Genomic DNA, 16,639 nt, shown 5'->3' with positions numbered 1-16,639 from the left:
GTCAGGGATGGGTTTCGGGTGTGATGAGGTCGAGCGATGGGAAATAGGAATGGTACCCTTTGGGATCACGGGTCAGAACCGTGTAGCCGCGGATCGCCGCATGCGCGCCAATTAGAAAATCGGGAAGAATGCTCTCACGCTCGCCGCCTGATTTCCGATAGACGCGGAAGGCGGCGGCGGCCGCAAACGCAGCGGCCCAAGGCAGATTCTCGCGGCGGAATTCATCCTGCGGCAGCAGGCGATCCACTTCGTCCATATTGCGATAGCGCACGGAAAACTCCGAGTAGATGATCGGGTTTATCAGGACCGGACCGCGCTTGAAGACGTCCAAAGCACGCTGGCGTGACCAGCCATGCCAATCGGATGTCGGCATTGCAAGGTCGACGAGAACGTTGGTGTCGATCAACGTTGCCATCAGCGGTCCCGCGTCATCGACATAAGTTCTTCGGCATCGATTGCCTGGTCGCCGGTTCCTTCAAGCCGATCGAGGGATTGCATGAAGCGATCGAGACGACCGCGATCTTCCAATTCCTGCTTTCCATTCTTTGGTGCAAGAATCAACTTTCCACCCTCAACCGAAAAGATCACCTCGCTGTTTAGCTCTATACCTGCAAGCTCACGCAGGTCGCGAGGGATGGTGACTTGGCCCTTTGAGGTAACGCGCATCTGATTGCTCCACTGATGCGGTAAGAATTATCATTACTGATAGAACAAGGCAAGAACGCAGGTCAACCGGCCACTGCCGCCAGGCGCATCCTGCTGCTGCCGCGGTTATGGGCATGGCAGATGGCGATGGCGAGCGCATCGGCGGCGTCGTTGCCTTTGAACTCCACTTTCGGCATCAGGATTTTCAGCATCATGTGGATTTGTTGCTTCTCACCGTGGCCAACACCGATGACGGCCTTCTTGACGGCATTGGGTGCATATTCCGATACCTGCAGCCCGGCGCGCGCCGGCACGAGCATCGCAATGCCGCGGGCTTGGCCGAGCTTCAGGGTCGCAACCGCATCCTTGTTGACGAAAGTCTGCTCAACGGCAGCCTCATCCGGCTTGTAACCATGCACGATTTCGGCGAGTCCGTCGTGCAGCTGGCGGAGGCGGGAGGCGAGGTCCATGTCGCCGTCGGAGGTCACTGTTCCGGAGGCCACGAAGCGCAGCGAATTGCCGAGCGTGTCGATAATTCCCCAGCCGGTGCGGCGCAGACCGGGATCGATGCCGATGATGCGAATCGTATTTTGCATAGTTCACCTTATTGCGGTTGCAAAATAACTGCCACCAATATGTGAACAAAGCAAAAACATTCCCTCTTTTGTAAGAGGCCGTTTACCACGAATTAAATCCGATGCCTGAAATCTAGTCCCTTCAAATGTGAGAGGAGCTGCCTTTTGCAAAAGGTTAAGGCTCCCCGTGTTCTGTTTTCGGTCAAGCTGGCAGGGATTGCGCTGCCGGCAAGCCGCTCCGGAAGGGTTGTTGTCATGGCTCAGAGATTTCAGTCCCTGTCCTTTAAGGTTATCGCGACATTCATCCTGCTCACGGCACTGGCTGTGAGCGCGATCAGCGTTCTCGGCTATTTCACCAGCAGCCGCATCTCGGATGCGCAGGCTCTGAAGGCCAAGGAAAGTGTTCTCATCTTCCGCGGCGACATGCTGCAGGATCAACTGGGGCAGCTTGAGAACCAGGCGAGTTCCATTGCGCGCATAGAGGCGCTGCAGATGTCGATCACCAGCCTGAAGAGCGGCTGGAAGACGATCGAAAAATCGTCGGGCGACGCGCGAGGTGACCTCAAAAAGGTGTTCATCACCAACAATCCGAATCCGGCGGATCAGCGTGAGAGGCTGATGAAGCCGGAAGGGCCGAGCGGCTTCTACTACTCGAACCACGAGAAGACCCAGGGCGAAGTCGCCCGCGACCTAGAGAACACCGCCTTCAGCGACTTGTTGATTGCCGATCTCGACGGCTCGGTTCTCTATTCCTACAAGAAGGACGATAATTTCGCCGAGAATCTGAAGGCCGATCCATGGAAGGCGACAGGTGCGGGTATTGCATTTGCAAAAGCGGTCGAGAACACAGCCAAGGCGACGGACAATTCCGCGCCGACTGCATTCTCGGGTCTGCGAGTCGATCCCTCCAACGGCAAGTCGGCGATCTTCTATGCAGTGCCGATCATCAAGCTCGGTCAGGCGAAGGGCATCATCCTTTTCAAGGTGCGCAATGATATCATCACCAGCATCCTGGCAAAGGGTATCGTTTCCGGCAGCACGGCTCAGGCTGCCATTATTTCCAGTGACGGTTCTGCGGTCGGGCTCAATGCGGAAGGCCGGCTTGCGACGCTTGACACAGCGCCGTTCACTTTCGTGAAGGACGCGCTTGCAAGCAGCAACGGCATGACAGTCGACGACTTTGCGCGCCCCGACGGCACCGCCCGGGCCTATGTCCGCTCCATCGCCTATCAGGGCGAGCGGTTTCTCGTCGTCGAAAGCGTGCTCGTCAGCGAGCTCAATGCTGGTTCGATCGAGATCGCGACGCTGCTGACCATGATTGGCCTCGCAGCGCTTGTCGTCATGGCGATTGCCACGGGCCTCATCACCAAGTTGCTCTTCTCGCCGCTTGCGCGCCTTGCCTGCAATACCCGCGAGGTGGCAGGCGGCAAGCTGGATGTCGAGATCGGCAGCCAGAACCGTCAGGACGAAATAGGCACGATGGCCAAGGCGCTTGCCCGATTCAGGCAATCACTGATCGAAAGCCGCGAGCTCGAAGCGGCAAGTGCTGCAACCCGTGCCCGCGCCGAGCGCGACCGTCAGGAAAACCTTGCTCTTCGCGAAGCGGAAGCGAAAACCTTGCAAGATGTCGTCCAGGCGCTGGATGAGGGTCTGCATCATCTGGCGAACGGCGACCTTGCCTACCAGATCGACACGAGTTTCCCGAACGAGCTTGAAGGCCTGCGCGTCAACTTTAACGATGCGCTCGCCACGCTCAGCGAGACGATGACGGCGATCGGCGGCAACTCCATGGCAGTGCGCTCCGGCTCGGAAGAGATGCGGACCGGCGCCGACGACCTTGCCGGACGCACCGAGCGCCAGGCTGCGTCGATCACCGAAACGGCCAATGCGATCGATGCGATCACCCAGTCCGTTCGCGTCCAGATCCAACGCGCTGAACAGGCGGAGCGCATTGCCCGCGACGCGAAAAAGGAGACCACCGGCTCCGGCGAGATCATGCGTGAGACCATTGCGGCGATGGAGGCGATCCAGTCCTCATCGCGGCAGATCAACACGATCATCTCCGTTATCGACGACATCGCATTCCAGACGAACCTGCTGGCACTCAATGCCGGCGTCGAAGCGGCCCGCGCCGGTGAATCCGGCAAGGGCTTTGCGGTCGTTGCGATGGAAGTGCGTGAACTGGCGCAGCGTTCATCGAGCGCTGCCAAGGAGATCGCGAGCCTGCTGCAGAAATCGACCCATGAGGTTGAGACGGGCGTGTCGCTTGTCGAGCGGGCAGGTGTGGCGCTGACGGGCATCGGCAGCCATGTCGAGCACATCAATGGCCAGATTCACGAGATCATGGAATCGACCCGTGAAGAGGCGGATACGCTGCGCCAGATCAACAAGGCCGTTTCCGAACTCGACTCGATGACGCAGCAGAATGCCGCGATGGTGGAGGAAACGACAGCCGCGATCCACCGCCTTGCGGCAGAGGCCGTGGAGATGGACCGCCAGCTCGGCAATTTCACGCTGCCGCACGATCATCATCATCACGGCGCCGAAATTCACATTCTCCGGCGGCACACGGCTTGAAATAGCGAGATCGAGGGTCGGGGAACCGGCCCTTTTTCTTTGTCCGCGGGATTTGGAATGAGCGATTCCAGAACCTACATAGACCTGTCCTTCCAATCACCGGCAGGTTTTCTTTATGGTTCCCTTTTCCATTCTCGATCTTTCGCCCGTTGCCGAAGGCACGACGATCCAGCAATCCTTCAAAGGTTCGGCGCGCATGGCGCAGAAAGCGGAGGAGTGCGGCTACAAGCGCTTCTGGCTGGCGGAGCATCACGGCATGCCGGGTGTCGCGAGTGCCGCGACTGCGGTCGTCATCAGCCATGTCGGCGCCGCGACAAACCACATTCGCATCGGCTCGGGCGGAATCATGCTGCCCAACCATTCACCGCTGGTGATCGCCGAGCAGTTCGGCACATTGGCGGCGCTTTTTCCGGGCCGCGTCGATCTCGGGCTCGGTCGCGCTCCCGGCACAGATATGCGGACGGCGCAGGCGCTCCGCCGCAATCTGGAGGCGGGCGCCCACAATTTCCCGAACGATATCGTCGAGCTGCAGCAGCTACTGGGTGAGCCGGTTGAGAACCAGGCGATCCTTGCCGTTCCAGGCTACAGTTCGCATGTGCCGATCTGGCTGCTTGGCTCCAGTCTTTATAGCGCCCAGCTGGCGGCGATGCTCGGCCTGCCCTATGCCTTCGCCTCGCATTTCGCACCGGATTTGCTGCTCGATGCGATCGACATCTACCGCAGCAAGTTCCAGCCCTCGGCCTCGCTCGACCAGCCTTATGTGATGGCCGGCGTCATGGGCTCCGTCGCGCCGACGGATGAGGAAGCGCAGTATCATTTCACTTCCGCGCAGCAGCAATTCGTCAACCTGCGCCGCAACGTCCGTGGTCCGTTCCCGCGACCGGTCGAGGACATGCAGGGCTTCTGGTCGCCGATGGAGAAACTGAATGTCGAGCACACACTACGCTACGCGGTCGTCGGTTCACCGAAGACGGCAGAGGCGAAGCTCACCGAATTCCTGAAGGAGACCGGGGCGGACGAGGTCATCATCTCCATGCCGATACACGACATCGAGGCGCGGTTGAGATCGGTCGAGCTGTTTGCGGGACTGAGGAATTTCATGAGAGTTGCGGCTTAAGACAAAAGACCCGCCAGCGTTTCCGCAGCCGGGTCTTCAATTCGTTCGTTGGAATGCTCAAGCCGAAAGCTTGGCGAGCACTTCTTCGGAAACCTCGAAGTTCGAATAGACGTTCTGCACGTCGTCGTCGTCGTCCAGGCTGTCGATGAGCTTCATCAGCGACTGGGCCTTTTCCTCGTCCACTGGCACGCTGTTCTGGGCGCGCCAGACGGCCTTGACGGTTTCGGCTTCGCCAAGCGTGCCTTCCAGCGCCTTGGCGACTTCGCCGAGGGATTCGAAGGCGCAGGTGATGGTGTGGCCTTCCTCGTCGGTCTCGACGTCATCGGCGCCGGCTTCGATCGCGGCTTCCATGACCGTGTCGGCATCGCCGGCCGATAGCTTGTAGGTGATCTCGCCGACGTGATCGAAGGAGAAGGAAACCGAGCCTGTTTCGCCGAGCGCGCCGCCCGCCTTGGTGAAGATTGAGCGGACGTTGGAGGCGGTGCGGTTGCGGTTGTCTGTCAGCGCCTCGACGATGATCGCCGTGCCGCCTGGGCCATAGCCTTCGTAGCGGACTTCGTCGTAGTTCTCGCTATCGGCGCCTGCCGCCTTCTTGATGGCGCGGTCGATATTGTCCTTCGGCATGGACTGTGCCTTGGCGTTCTGGATTGCTAGGCGCAGGCGGGCGTTCATCGTCGGGTCGGGCAGGCCGGCCTTGGCAGCAACGGTGATTTCGCGCGCGAGCTTGGAGAACATTTTCGACCGCACGGCATCCTGACGGCCCTTGCGATGCATGATGTTTTTAAACTGTGAATGGCCAGCCATGGCACCCCTGTTCACGTCTCATTGTTCGGAATGGACGGCCTTATAAGAGCGAAGCGGACCGCATTCAAGGGAAAAGCAGCTTGTTCCTGAGTCCCTGGGTAGGCGAAAAGCCGCGGAACAAAGCGGCAGACGTGACGTTTGAAGGCTTGAAAAGCCCGAAGGGAAGGGGAAGGCCATGGCAAGCTTTAGCGAAGCGCGCGAACATCCGGCACGGCAGCTTTGGGATCAGGTGAACGATGTTTCGGCAGGAATGCTCGGCATCGATGGCGTCGACATGCACATGCAGCCGATGGCTCCGCATGCCGATCCGAAGACAAATACCATATGGTTCTATACAAAATCCGATGCCGACATTGCCCGCGCCGTCAAACCGGGAACGCGTGCGCATTTCTGCGTCATAGGCAAGGATCACGACTACCACGCCAGCCTGGCAGGCAAGATCGAGATCCGGCCGGACCCTTCGAGGATCGAGCAGTATTGGAATTCGGTGGTTGCGGCCTGGTACGAGAACGGCAAGAAGGATCCGAAGCTGACAATGCTTGTCATGCATGTGGACGATGCCGAGATCTGGGTTTCGATCGGCAGCAAGCTGAAGTTCGGCTGGGAGATCGCGAAGGCCAATCTCAGTGACGACAAGATGCCCGACGTGGGCATCAAACGGCATCTGCAATTTGCCTAATGCCGGCAGAGCCTGGAGGTCTCAGGCTTTCTGGTCTCCTCTATAGAGCGCCCTTCATGACATAAATGAGCGGCTTCCTGGGGAGGGATCGCATGGAAACGGTAATCGTGTCGTCAGGCGCATAGCTGATGTCGAAATCCTTACCGAACATCGACACAAAGCGCTCGACCGGCGGGCCGCGGCGGTGCATCGGCAGGATCAGCGACGAGCGCAGGCGCTTGATGACGCGGCTCATGCTGTCGGCGCCCATAGTCAGGCCGCCGTCGACCGGGACCATGACGATATCCAGGCGGCCGATCTCGGTATAGTGGGCATCGGTCAGTTCATAGTGTAGGTGACCGAGATGGCCGATGCAGAGGCCGGCGATCTCGAAGATGAAGATTGAGTTTCCATCTTTCTGAGGCGCGCTGTAGCCGCCGCGGATATCCGTCGTGACGTTGCGGATATAGGCATCGCCGATCATCAGGTCGATGTCTGCCTTTTCGCCGGGCACATCGCTCCAGCCATGCAACACGTGCTTGATCGCCGGATCTGGCGTCAGCGTGTAATGCGTTGTGTGTGCCCGGTTCATCGTCACCACGTCGGGCGTCACGACCGGCCGGTACCAGCCGTTGAAATCCGTTGCGATGACGATGCCGCCCGGCGTTTCGATTTCGAAGGTGGAATGTCCAAGGAAGGTCAGCTTGACATCCTCGCCTTCCGAAACCGCAGGCATGATAGGCGCGTCGCCGGAAAAGCTCACGAATGTGGCCTTGGGGGTTGCCTGGGCGATCGCTTGGCACTGACTGACGGGTTTGGGTTCGGTTTGTGCGGCCGCCGCGCGGGGCAGGGCAAAGGGCACGAGGCATGCGATAGCGAGGACAAGCAATTGCGGCTTCATGCCACCCCTCCGGCGCTTTCACGGTGCGCCGAGGATGCGGCAAGGCACCGCAGCGGTCCAGATGGAGAGCGCTCACAATTGCGTGTTGGGTGGATGGGTGGCGTGCCGTGCCGCTTAATGAGGCGTGCCGTTCGCCTACCGCCAGAATTCCGGAATCGTCTCCGCCAGCCGCGGACCAATCCGCAGCGGCGCGATCTGTTCCGCAAGCCCGGTGGCATCGGAAATCTCGACGCCGACGCCGCAGATCGTCGCAGGGCCGGTGGCGGCTTCCATGCGTCCCTTCGGCATCTTGGAGATGAAGCGGTTCAGCGGCTCTTCCTTGTCCATGCCGAGCGAAGAGTCGTAGTCGCCACACATGCCGGCATCCGACATATAGGCCGTGCCGCCGTTCAGTATCTGATGGTCGGCAGTCGGTACATGCGTATGCGTGCCGACGACGAAGGTGGCCCGGCCGTCGACGAAATGGCCGAAGCACTGCTTTTCGCTCGTTGCCTCCGCATGGAAGTCGAAGATGATCGCATCGGCCTGTTCCTTGAGCGGGCAAGCGTCGAGGATCGTCTCGGCGGATTTGAAGGGATCGTCGAGCTCCGGATGCATGAAGACGCGGCCCATGATGTTTGCCACGAGCACGCGTGCTCCGTTTCGCGCATAAAAGAGTCCCGAGCCGCGGCCGGGCGTTCCCTGCGGGTAATTGGCCGGGCGCAGGAACTGATCGTGGCGGCCCGCAAAGGCGACGGCTTCCTTCTGGTCCCAGACGTGGTTGCCGGTGGTGACGACGTCGGCTCCCGCATTGATCGTCTCGAGGAAGATGTCTTCCGTGATGCCGAAACCGCCCGCGGCATTTTCGCCGTTGACGATCACGAAGTCGAGTTTTAGGTCGGAAACCAGTCCGGGCAGGCGATCCCATACCGCCGTCCGCCCCGTCTTGCCGACCATGTCACCCAGAAAAAGCAGACGCATTCCTTATCCGATCCAAGAAGCAAAAAAGCGAAGGCCGCTTTCTGTCAGGATGGCATCCAGGCTTATGTCATGCGGCTCGTCGGGCACATGTGCCACTTCCTGGCAGTCGAATGCAATGCCGATCAGCTTCGGACGCACGCCTTTTTGCCGCAGACGGTGGATTGCGCGGTCGTAGTGACCAGCGCCGTAGCCGATGCGGTGGCCGCGATCGTCGAAGGCCGACAGTGGCACGAGCATGATTTCCGGATCGAGAACCGCGGCCTCCGGTCCCGGTCCGGCAGTGCCGAAGCCTGTGGCAACCAGCGGCTCGCCACGCAGGAGCTCACGGAAGACGATCATCTGACGGTCGAGGATGGCCGGAACGCAGAGGCGGGCTCCGCGCGCCTGAAAGCGCGCCATCAGAGGCCGGATATCGGCCTCCGAGCGGATCGGCATGAAGCCCGAAATGATCGTGCCGGGATCGAAAGCCACGGCCTCGCCCGCGTGCTCCGCCATTGCCAAGCTCTTCTCGATACGCGCCTCAAGCGGGATTACGTCGCGCAACGCGAGCCGTTCGGCACGCATCTGGGTTTTGAGTTCCTTGGATATCGTCTGCTGCATGGACCGGACCATAAACGGCTGGCGGGCCATTGCAATCCCGTGACAGCGGCACTGGCTTTGGTGGAGCCGATTAGATCTGGTGAAATTTGCGTTGCTGCAATGCGCCTGTCAGTTGCCGGATCGTTTGCTCGAACAGCGCCTTGCCGCCCAGCAGCCAGCCAAGCGCCTCCAGTTTTTCGGTGCTCATCTGACTGACGGCAGCCTTGTCTGCTGAGGCAGGCAGAGGATTGGGGCAGCCGGTTTCCCGCTGCACGACCGACAAGATATCGCGGGTATCGGCGACGACGTCAGAAACATTGAAGACCTCGCCGGAGATGCGGGCGCTTTCCGTCTCCAGCATCAGCCGCACGGCGCGGCCGAGGTCGCGGCCGTGAACTTCCGTTCCGGCCCGGACGGGCGCCGGCCTGCCGCTGAGGTAATCGTCGATGAGGCCGGACCATTTGTTCGGAAGCAGGTCGCCGTAGACGCCGGTGGCGCGCAGGCTGGCCGCCGCGAAGCCGGGTCCGGCCAGATGGGCGAGCGCTCGCTCGCCGGCGAGCTTCACCTCCCCATAAAGCGTGTCCGGCTCCGGCAGCATGTCCTCTGTCAGGACGGTGCCGGGCGTTGCGTTCTGATAGACGGCACGACTGGAGATGAAGATACAGCGGCGGGTGCCGGCGCGCCTGGCGGTGTCGAAGAGCTTCACCGTGCCGTCAAGGTTCAGGCGGCTGAAGCCTCCCGGATCATCGCCTTCGCCGCCACGATATTGTCCGAGCAGGTGGCTGAAAGCGGCATGCACGAAGAAATAGGCGTCGTCGAAGGCCTCGATGTGTTCCTTGTCGGGATCGAGCGAAAGCGGTGCGAATTCGACCGGCCGCGAGAACAGCCGGGGCAACGGCGCGCGGCGTCCGCCGATGATGACCGAATATCCGGCGGCAAGCAGCTCCTCGACGATATAGCGTCCCACCAAGCCCGTCCCGCCAGATACCAATACCTTCATGCCGTCTCCGGATTCGTCATGGCCGCAATATCCGGCAGGTCATTGCCGGCATGGACGGAGTGCCAGAACTCGATCAGCGGCTTGAGCATCGCCGCCTTCGGATGATCCTTCTCCCATGGCTTTTCATATTGGTAATGCAGGACTGAAATGCTCTTCCAGTCCCAAAGCGCGGGCATGGTGAACCATACATATTGCAGCATGTTGAAATAGACGGGCAGGCCGTGCCAATCCGGGAAGAAGGCCTGCAGGAAGGTCTGATCGGTCCGCGGCCAGAAGGCGTCGGGCTGGTCGAGCATGGTGAGCATCCGGCCAAAGGTTTCCTCGGAAGGCCTTGCGATGAAGACGCCGGAATTCATGCGGCGGAAGTCGGCCAGTGTTTCATAGACATTGGGGGCGGCGGAAAATTCGGGGTAGCCGAAGAGCTTGTCGATATTCTTCAACACGATGGCATCAGCGTCGATGAAGACGACGCGCTCATATTCGGTCAACTGCCAGAGGCGCAGCTTGCAGAAATTGTCGAGCGGCGAATGAAAATCCGGCTTGCGACCCTTGGTGAAGGGGGCGGCGGAATGGAGCTGGCCGCGGGCATGACGCTCGTTGAAGGCATCGGAAAGTGGAAGGTGCGCGACTTCGATGAGGCGGCAGCCGAGATCAGCAAGTGGGGCGAGGGTGCTTCCCTTCACGCCGCCGGTATGCAGCACGACGATATCGGCCGCGGTCTTTGTGAGCCGGAGGGAGCGCGCTAGCGCGGTCGCGCCCATGACATAGTCTGCATTCGTGACGAGGGTGGTGTAGGCGTGGCGGGATGAGGGCGTTTTTTGTGGGTTGACGGAGATCACTTCCATATTCACGACACGGATTTCAGCCGCTTGCCTTCCGGGTCGCGGTTGATCGTGGCGGCGATGTCCTTCGTCCACGCAGAGACGGCGGGAACGCGGGAGCGATCGACGCGGTAGGCAAATTTCCTGGCGACGTCGACGATCTCGCCGAGCAGGCCGGCTTCGAGCGTGATCGGATCGAGCCCCAGATCGCGGAATTTCTCGTTCCTGACGATCAGATCGTTTTCCGGCGCTTCCTTGCGCGGGTTGGGAAGCCAGGCGATCTTTGCACCGCTCATCCTGGCGATCATCTCGGCAAGGTCGCGCACACGGTGTGTCTCGGTCATCTGATTGAAGATCTCGACACGGGAGCCGCGGGCCGGCGGGTTCTTCAGCGCAAGCTCGATGCAGCGGACAGAATCCTGGATATGGATGAAGGCGCGCGTCTGTCCGCCTGTGCCGTGGATGGTGAGCGGATAACCGATTGCCGCTTGGATGAGAAAGCGGTTCAGCACGGTGCCATAGTCACCGTCATAATCGAAACGGTTGATCAGTTGCGGATGGCGGCGTGTCTGCTCGGTGTGCGTGCCCCACACGATGCCCTGGTGCAGGTCGGTGATGCGCAGCGCGTCGTTCTTCGCATAGAACTGGAGGAGCAGCTGATCCAGGCACTTGGTCATATGGTAAATCGAGCCGGGATTGGACGGATAGAGGATTTCCTGGCTCGCCATCTCGCCATCTGCCGTTTCGACGCCGACGGTCAGGTAGCCCTCGGGGATCGCGGCGCCGACCGTCGAATAGCCGTAGACGCCCATCGTGCCGAGGTGGATCAAATGGGCGTCAAACTGCAATTCGACGAGTGCATTCAAAAGGTTATGCGTGGCGCTGACGTTGTTGTTGACGGTGTAGTTTTTGTGCCGGTCGCTCTTCATCGAATAGGGCGCGGCGCGCTGTTCGGCGAAATGGACGATGGCATCCGGCCGGTTTTCGGCAAGCCACTTCTTGAGAAGCTCGTAGTCCTTGGCGAGGTCGATCAGATTGAAATGGATGCGCCGCCCGGTTTCGGCATGCCAAATGCGGGTGCGCTCCTGAATGGAATCCATCGGCGTCAGTGATTGCACGCCGAGTTCGGTATCGATCCAGCGCCGCGAGAGATTGTCGAGAATGTGGACGTCGTGCCCCGCGTCCGAGAGATGCAGCGATGTCGGCCAGCCAATGAACCCATCTCCGCCCATCACCGCAATCTTCATCGCATTGCCTCCTGTATGTTCATCCACTATCGGGAATACTTAAGAACTGTGACGAATGTTCAAAGCTAGGGCGTTGCTGCGCCTCGCCAACAGGCATGCGAGTTTGGAGAAAATTATGGCGGATAACGGCTTTTCCATTTCAGGCGAGCTGACGGAGACGGGGCACCAGCTGATCCAGCGCGTCTACTATGAAGACACCGATTTCTCCGGCTTGGTCTATCATGCGCGCTACCTGCATTTCCTCGAGCGCGGCCGTACCGACTATCTGCGCTGCCTGGGCGTCGAGCAGCGTGAGCTGATCACCGCCGACGCGGAAGGGCTTGTCTTCGTCGTTCACCGTATGGAAATCGACTTCAGAAACCCGGCGCGCATGGACGATATTCTCACCATCGTCACGTGCACCGAGAAGGCCGGCGGCGCGAAGATGGTGCTCAGACAAGAAATTCGCCGCGGCGAAACGCCGCTTATCGCGGCCAAAGTGATCATCGCCGTCATCAACGCCAAGGGAAGGCCGCGCCGGTTGCCAGAGGCGTTGGCGAAGCGGATGCAGATCGAGACGCAAGACGGCTAAACGCGCATTCCAGACATGCAGAATTGAGCAAACGCGGGCCTTGCAAAAACATGACTTTCGTGTGAAGGAATTCAGCGCTGCAAGGATTGCGCGGCATTCCGTCGCCGGACTTCGGTCTCTTCGTTCCAAGCTGGGAAGAAAAATTCAGCTGGTTAAGCTTTGCCGTCATACTCTGGAACTAACGATCTATTAACCATAATAGTGTCTTACTTGGAAAGTCAGAGATTGTGCGGTGCACGCCTTCCTTTGACCAAATTTGACGGCAAGGAAGGCGGAAGAAGAGCTTTAAGCTTGACCAGGGCTTTGGGCGGCGGTCGCCAGACAATTCTTGCGAGATCACTTTCTGTGCCGCCCGGTCAAGCACCGGGCGTTTGGATTCGGGGATTTTGATAAATGGAACAAGTAGGATTGGCAGCAGCAACGGCCGACGTCAGCCTCTGGTCGTTGTTCATGCAGGCAGGCATCGTCGTCAAGCTGGTCATGCTCGGGCTGATCGCAGCCTCCGTCTGGACTTGGGCGATCGTCATCGACAAATATCTGGCCTATGGCCGCGCCCGGCGCCAGTTCGACAAGTTCGAGCAGGTCTTCTGGTCGGGGCAGTCGCTGGAAGAGCTCTACCGCACGCTTTCCGAACGCAACAATACCGGCCTTGCTTCGATCTTCGTTGCCGCCATGCGCGAGTGGAAGAAGTCCTTCGAACGCGGTGCGCGCTCGCCGATCGGTCTGCAGATGCGTATCGACCGGGCGATGGACGTGACGCTCGCCCGTGAAACGGAATTTCTTTCCGCCCGCCTCGGCTCGCTCGCGACGATCGGTTCGGCAGGTCCGTTCATTGGTCTCTTCGGTACGGTCGTCGGTATCATGACTTCGTTCCAGGCAATCGCCGGTTCGAAGTCGACCAACCTCGCGGTCGTTGCCCCCGGTATCGCCGAAGCGCTTCTCGCCACCGCGATCGGCCTCGTGGCCGCTATCCCGGCGGTTATCGCCTACAACAAGTTCTCCGCGGATGCCGGCAAGCTCTCTGGCCGCATGGAAGGCTTTGCGGACGAGTTCTCCGCCATCCTTTCGCGCCAGATCGATGAGAAGCTGCAGCCGCGTCAGGCCGCACAATAACCGACGGAGTACACGATTATGGGTATGGCTGTTGGAGGCAATAACGGCGGAGGCGGCGGTCGCCGCCGCCGTGGTGGCCGGAACAAGGGTGTTATTTCCGAGATCAACGTGACGCCGCTCGTCGACGTCATGCTCGTGCTGCTCATCATCTTCATGGTAGCGGCGCCGATGATGACCGTCGGCGTACCGATCGACCTGCCGGAAACGCAGGCCAAGGCGCTCAATTCCGAAACGCAGCCGATCACCATTTCCGTCAAGAACGACGGCGCGGTGTTCCTGCAGGAAACGCCGATCCCGGCCGAAGAGATCGCCGCCAAGCTCGAGGCGATCGCGACCACGGGCTACAACGAACGCATCTTCGTGCGTGGTGATGCGACGGCGCCTTACGGCGTGATCGCCGATGTCATGGCGCGCATCCAGGGTGCGGGCTTCAAGAATATCGGTCTCGTCACCCAGCAGAAGAAGGACCAGTAGAAAGCAAGATGAAGACCAGTGTCGTCACATCTGCTGTTCTGCACGGACTGGTGCTCGCCGCGGCTCTGGTGACCATTGGTTCGCCGGAGTCGTTCAAGGTCGATGACTTCGAAGCGATGCCGGTCGATCTGGTGCCCGTCGAATCGATCACCCAGATGCAGCAGGGTGACAAGACGGCAAAGCCGAACGACAAGCCGGCGCCGAAGCCGACTTCCAAACCTGCTGATGTTGCGGACGCCGAGAACCTCGGCGACAACAAGATCGACCTGAAGACGCCGCCGATCCCGAACGCGAAGCCGAACAACAACGAGAGCACCGCGGCACCGAAAGCCGTCGAGAAGCCGCTTCCCCAGAATGATCCCGTTCCCAACGAGGTGAAGGAGATCATGAAGGAGGATACGGTCGTCGACGAGCCGAAGGAAGTCGCGTCGATCCCGGAAACCAAGCCGGAGGTTGCACCGACCCCGCCGAAGCCGGAAGAAATGCCTGCCGAACCAGCCGAGCCGCCGAAGCCGGAAGCCGAGGCGCTGCCGGACAACGTTCCGACGCCGGTCGCCAAGCCGCAGGTGAAGCCGCCGGAGCAGAAGCCCGCGGAAAAACCGCCGGAAAAGGCGCAGGACCAGCAGAAGACGGCCGACAAGCAGCCTGACAAGAAGAAAGCCGACAAAGCGCAGGAGAAGGCGAAGGCCTCGTCCTCGAAGCAGAGCGATTTCAATGCCGACGACATTGCAGCGCTATTGAACAAGCAGGATCCGTCGAACGGCGGCGCGAAGCGCTCGACGGAAGTCGCCTCGCTGGGTGCCAAGAAGTCGAACAATACCGGCTCCAAACTCAGCATGAGCGAGATGGATGCGCTGCGCAACGCGATTGCCGGCAACTGGCAGATCATTCCCGGCCTTGCGGACATGGACCAGGTCCGCATCACCGTCCACATGAAGCTGGACGAGAATGGCGAGATCATCGGAGACCCCGAGGTCGAAGCGACCGGCGGCAACGAATCCACGCGCCGGGCACTTGCTGGCGGTGCCTATCGTGCCGTCAAACGGTCTGCTCCGTTCACCAACCTTCCGAAAGACAAATATGACGCGTGGAGCGAAGTCATTGTGAACTTCGACCCCAGTCAGATGGCCCTTTAAATGCTGAAAGGCTTGTTCCTCATGACCAAGTGTTCCCTCTTCCGCGCCTTCGTGGTGGCTCTCGGCATGGCTGCGACGGCGGCTATCGCGACGCCCGCACACGCGCTTGTCGAGATCAACATCAACAAGGGCAACGTCGAGCCGCTGCCGATCGCCATCACCGATTTCCTGCAGGGCGACATCGGCGCAAAGGTCTCTCAGGTGATTGCAGCCGACCTGCAGCGCTCCGGCCTCTTCGCGCCAGTTAACAAGAATGCCTTCATCGAGAAGATCTCCAATCCGGATGCAGCTCCGCGCTTCGAGGACTGGAAGGTCATCAACGCGCAGGCGCTCGTGACCGGCCGGGTTACGCAGGAAGGCGATGGCCGCCTTCGCGCCGAGTTCCGTCTCTGGGACACTTTTGCCGGCCAGCAGATGACCGGCCAGCAATTCTACACACAGCCGGAAAACTGGCGCCGTGTCGCCCATATCATCGCGGATGCGATCTATAAGCAGATCACCGGCGAAGAGGGCTATTTCGATACCCGCGTGGTCTTTGTCTCCGAATCCGGCACGAAGCAGCAGCGCAAGCGCCAGCTTGCGATCATGGATCAGGACGGCTTCAATGTGCGCACGCTGACGGATGGCAGCGACCTCGTTCTGACGCCGCGCTTCTCGCCGAACCGGCAGGAAGTGACCTACATGTCTTTCGCCAACCAGCAACCGCGCGTCTACCTGCTGCAGCTCGAAACCGGGCAGCGCGAAGTCGTCGGCAACTTCCCGGGCATGACCTTCTCGCCGCGCTTCTCGCCGGATGGCCAGAAGGTGGTGATGAGCCTTCAGCAGGAAGGCAACGCCAACATCTACACGATGGATCTGCGTTCGCGCACGACGACGCGCCTGACCTCGACGGCAGCGATCGATACCTCGCCGTCCTATTCGCCGGACGGCGGGCGCATCGTTTTCGAAAGCGACCGCGGCGGCAAGCAGCAGATTTACGTGATGAACGCCGACGGCTCCGGCCAGACGCGTATCTCGTTCGGCGACGGCAACTATTCGACGCCTGTCTGGTCGCCGCGCGGCGATCTGATCGCTTTTACCAAGCAATCCGGCGGCAAATTCTCGATCGGCGTAATGAAACCGGACGGTTCGGGCGAGCGCATTCTGACGACGGGCTTCCACAACGAAGGCCCGACCTGGGCGCCGAACGGCCGTGTCCTGATGTTCTTCCGCCAGCCGGCTGGTGCCGGCGGTCCGCAGCTCTATTCCATCGATCTGACAGGCTACAACGAGCAGGCCATCAAGACGCCGACCTACGCGTCCGACCCAGCCTGGTCGCCGCTGCTTGAGTAGTGGATGAGCCGGATTTCGCCTTCTTGTCGCCGCAAAGTGCTGGAATTGGCCGATGCAGGGACAAATCAACAAATCATTAACCATACTTCTTGAACGCCGATTAACCGAGTACGGTTACAGTCCGGCAAC

The 16,639-nt window shown here is 60.2% G+C and carries 18 protein-coding genes; 8 read left to right on the top strand and 10 right to left on the bottom strand.

Annotation, left to right across the window (positions count from 1 at the left end; genetic code table 11):
* Position 1: 1 nt before the first annotated feature.
* From BN1800_RS04870 to ruvC, 3 genes are all read right to left on the bottom strand, one after another.
* Positions 2–415, bottom strand: a complete 414-nt coding sequence (locus BN1800_RS04870; protein ID WP_086995041.1) for a type II toxin-antitoxin system VapC family toxin — start codon at positions 413–415, stop codon at positions 2–4.
* Positions 415–666, bottom strand: coding sequence for an AbrB/MazE/SpoVT family DNA-binding domain-containing protein (locus BN1800_RS04865; protein ID WP_027508104.1), 252 nt, complete (start codon positions 664–666; stop codon positions 415–417). Before BN1800_RS04865 ends, BN1800_RS04870 begins: the two co-directional genes overlap by 1 nt.
* Positions 667–728: 62 nt before the next feature.
* Entirely contained in the window at positions 729–1,241 is a 513-nt protein-coding gene (ruvC, locus tag BN1800_RS04860; protein WP_086995038.1) for a crossover junction endodeoxyribonuclease RuvC, read from the bottom strand.
* Positions 1,242–1,475: 234 nt separating this feature from the next.
* On the opposite strand from ruvC, the gene BN1800_RS04855 reads away from it, so the two are divergent.
* Entirely contained in the window at positions 1,476–3,797 is a 2,322-nt protein-coding gene (locus BN1800_RS04855; protein WP_086995606.1) for a methyl-accepting chemotaxis protein, read from the top strand.
* Between the two features lie 115 nt (positions 3,798–3,912).
* The gene (locus BN1800_RS04850; protein ID WP_027508107.1) at positions 3,913–4,914 is read left to right on the top strand and encodes an LLM class flavin-dependent oxidoreductase; all 1,002 of its coding nucleotides are present in this window, start codon (positions 3,913–3,915) and stop codon (positions 4,912–4,914) included.
* Between the two features lie 57 nt (positions 4,915–4,971).
* On the opposite strand, the gene BN1800_RS04845 is transcribed toward BN1800_RS04850, so the two are convergent.
* On the bottom strand, positions 4,972–5,718 hold the full coding sequence (locus tag BN1800_RS04845; protein ID WP_086995036.1) for a YebC/PmpR family DNA-binding transcriptional regulator: 747 nt from the start codon (positions 5,716–5,718) through the stop codon (positions 4,972–4,974).
* Positions 5,719–5,893: 175 nt separating this feature from the next.
* Here BN1800_RS04845 and BN1800_RS04840 point away from each other — a divergent pair, with 175 nt between their 5' ends.
* Entirely contained in the window at positions 5,894–6,397 is a 504-nt protein-coding gene (locus BN1800_RS04840; RefSeq protein WP_027508109.1) for a pyridoxamine 5'-phosphate oxidase family protein, read from the top strand.
* Between the two features lie 40 nt (positions 6,398–6,437).
* On the opposite strand, the gene BN1800_RS04835 is transcribed toward BN1800_RS04840, so the two are convergent.
* From BN1800_RS04835 to BN1800_RS04810, 6 genes are all read right to left on the bottom strand, one after another.
* Positions 6,438–7,277, bottom strand: a complete 840-nt coding sequence (locus tag BN1800_RS04835) for an MBL fold metallo-hydrolase (RefSeq protein ID WP_027508110.1) — start codon at positions 7,275–7,277, stop codon at positions 6,438–6,440.
* Between the two features lie 135 nt (positions 7,278–7,412).
* Complete coding sequence (locus BN1800_RS04830) at positions 7,413–8,237, bottom strand: TIGR00282 family metallophosphoesterase (protein ID WP_027508111.1); 825 nt, start codon at positions 8,235–8,237, stop codon at positions 7,413–7,415.
* A gap of 3 nt (positions 8,238–8,240) precedes the next feature.
* Positions 8,241–8,837, bottom strand: coding sequence for a 5-formyltetrahydrofolate cyclo-ligase (locus tag BN1800_RS04825; RefSeq protein ID WP_086995603.1), 597 nt, complete (start codon positions 8,835–8,837; stop codon positions 8,241–8,243).
* A 70-nt stretch (positions 8,838–8,907) separates the two neighbouring features.
* Entirely contained in the window at positions 8,908–9,816 is a 909-nt protein-coding gene (locus BN1800_RS04820; RefSeq protein ID WP_086995033.1) for an NAD-dependent epimerase/dehydratase family protein, read from the bottom strand.
* A complete protein-coding gene (locus tag BN1800_RS04815) occupies positions 9,813–10,661 on the bottom strand; it encodes a glycosyltransferase (protein ID WP_086995030.1) in 849 nt (282 codons plus the stop codon). The genes BN1800_RS04820 and BN1800_RS04815 overlap by 4 nt, the downstream gene beginning before the upstream one ends.
* A gap of 2 nt (positions 10,662–10,663) precedes the next feature.
* The gene (locus BN1800_RS04810) at positions 10,664–11,884 is read right to left on the bottom strand and encodes an NAD-dependent epimerase/dehydratase family protein (RefSeq protein WP_027508115.1); all 1,221 of its coding nucleotides are present in this window, start codon (positions 11,882–11,884) and stop codon (positions 10,664–10,666) included.
* A gap of 115 nt (positions 11,885–11,999) precedes the next feature.
* On the opposite strand from BN1800_RS04810, the gene ybgC reads away from it, so the two are divergent.
* From ybgC to tolB, 5 genes are all read left to right on the top strand, one after another.
* Positions 12,000–12,455: a tol-pal system-associated acyl-CoA thioesterase gene (ybgC, locus tag BN1800_RS04805; RefSeq protein ID WP_086995027.1), complete on the top strand. Its 456-nt coding sequence runs from the start codon at positions 12,000–12,002 to the stop codon at positions 12,453–12,455.
* Positions 12,456–12,848: 393 nt separating this feature from the next.
* Positions 12,849–13,568 carry a protein TolQ gene (tolQ, locus tag BN1800_RS04800; RefSeq protein WP_027508117.1) on the top strand — a complete coding sequence of 240 codons (720 nt, stop codon included), beginning with the start codon at positions 12,849–12,851 and terminating at the stop codon, positions 13,566–13,568.
* A gap of 18 nt (positions 13,569–13,586) precedes the next feature.
* Entirely contained in the window at positions 13,587–14,042 is a 456-nt protein-coding gene (tolR, locus tag BN1800_RS04795) for a protein TolR (protein ID WP_022715756.1), read from the top strand.
* Positions 14,043–14,050: 8 nt separating this feature from the next.
* Positions 14,051–15,178, top strand: a complete 1,128-nt coding sequence (locus BN1800_RS04790) for an energy transducer TonB (RefSeq protein ID WP_086995024.1) — start codon at positions 14,051–14,053, stop codon at positions 15,176–15,178.
* A 21-nt stretch (positions 15,179–15,199) separates the two neighbouring features.
* The gene (tolB, locus tag BN1800_RS04785; protein ID WP_086995600.1) at positions 15,200–16,510 is read left to right on the top strand and encodes a Tol-Pal system beta propeller repeat protein TolB; all 1,311 of its coding nucleotides are present in this window, start codon (positions 15,200–15,202) and stop codon (positions 16,508–16,510) included.
* The last annotated feature ends 129 nt before the right edge of the window (positions 16,511–16,639 follow it).

The sequence above is a fragment of the Rhizobium sullae genome (genome assembly GCF_900169785.1).
Lineage (GTDB): Bacteria > Pseudomonadota > Alphaproteobacteria > Rhizobiales > Rhizobiaceae > Rhizobium > Rhizobium sullae.
The sequence above is the reverse complement of the archived record's forward strand: the minus strand, read 5'-3'. Positions and strand labels throughout refer to the sequence as shown.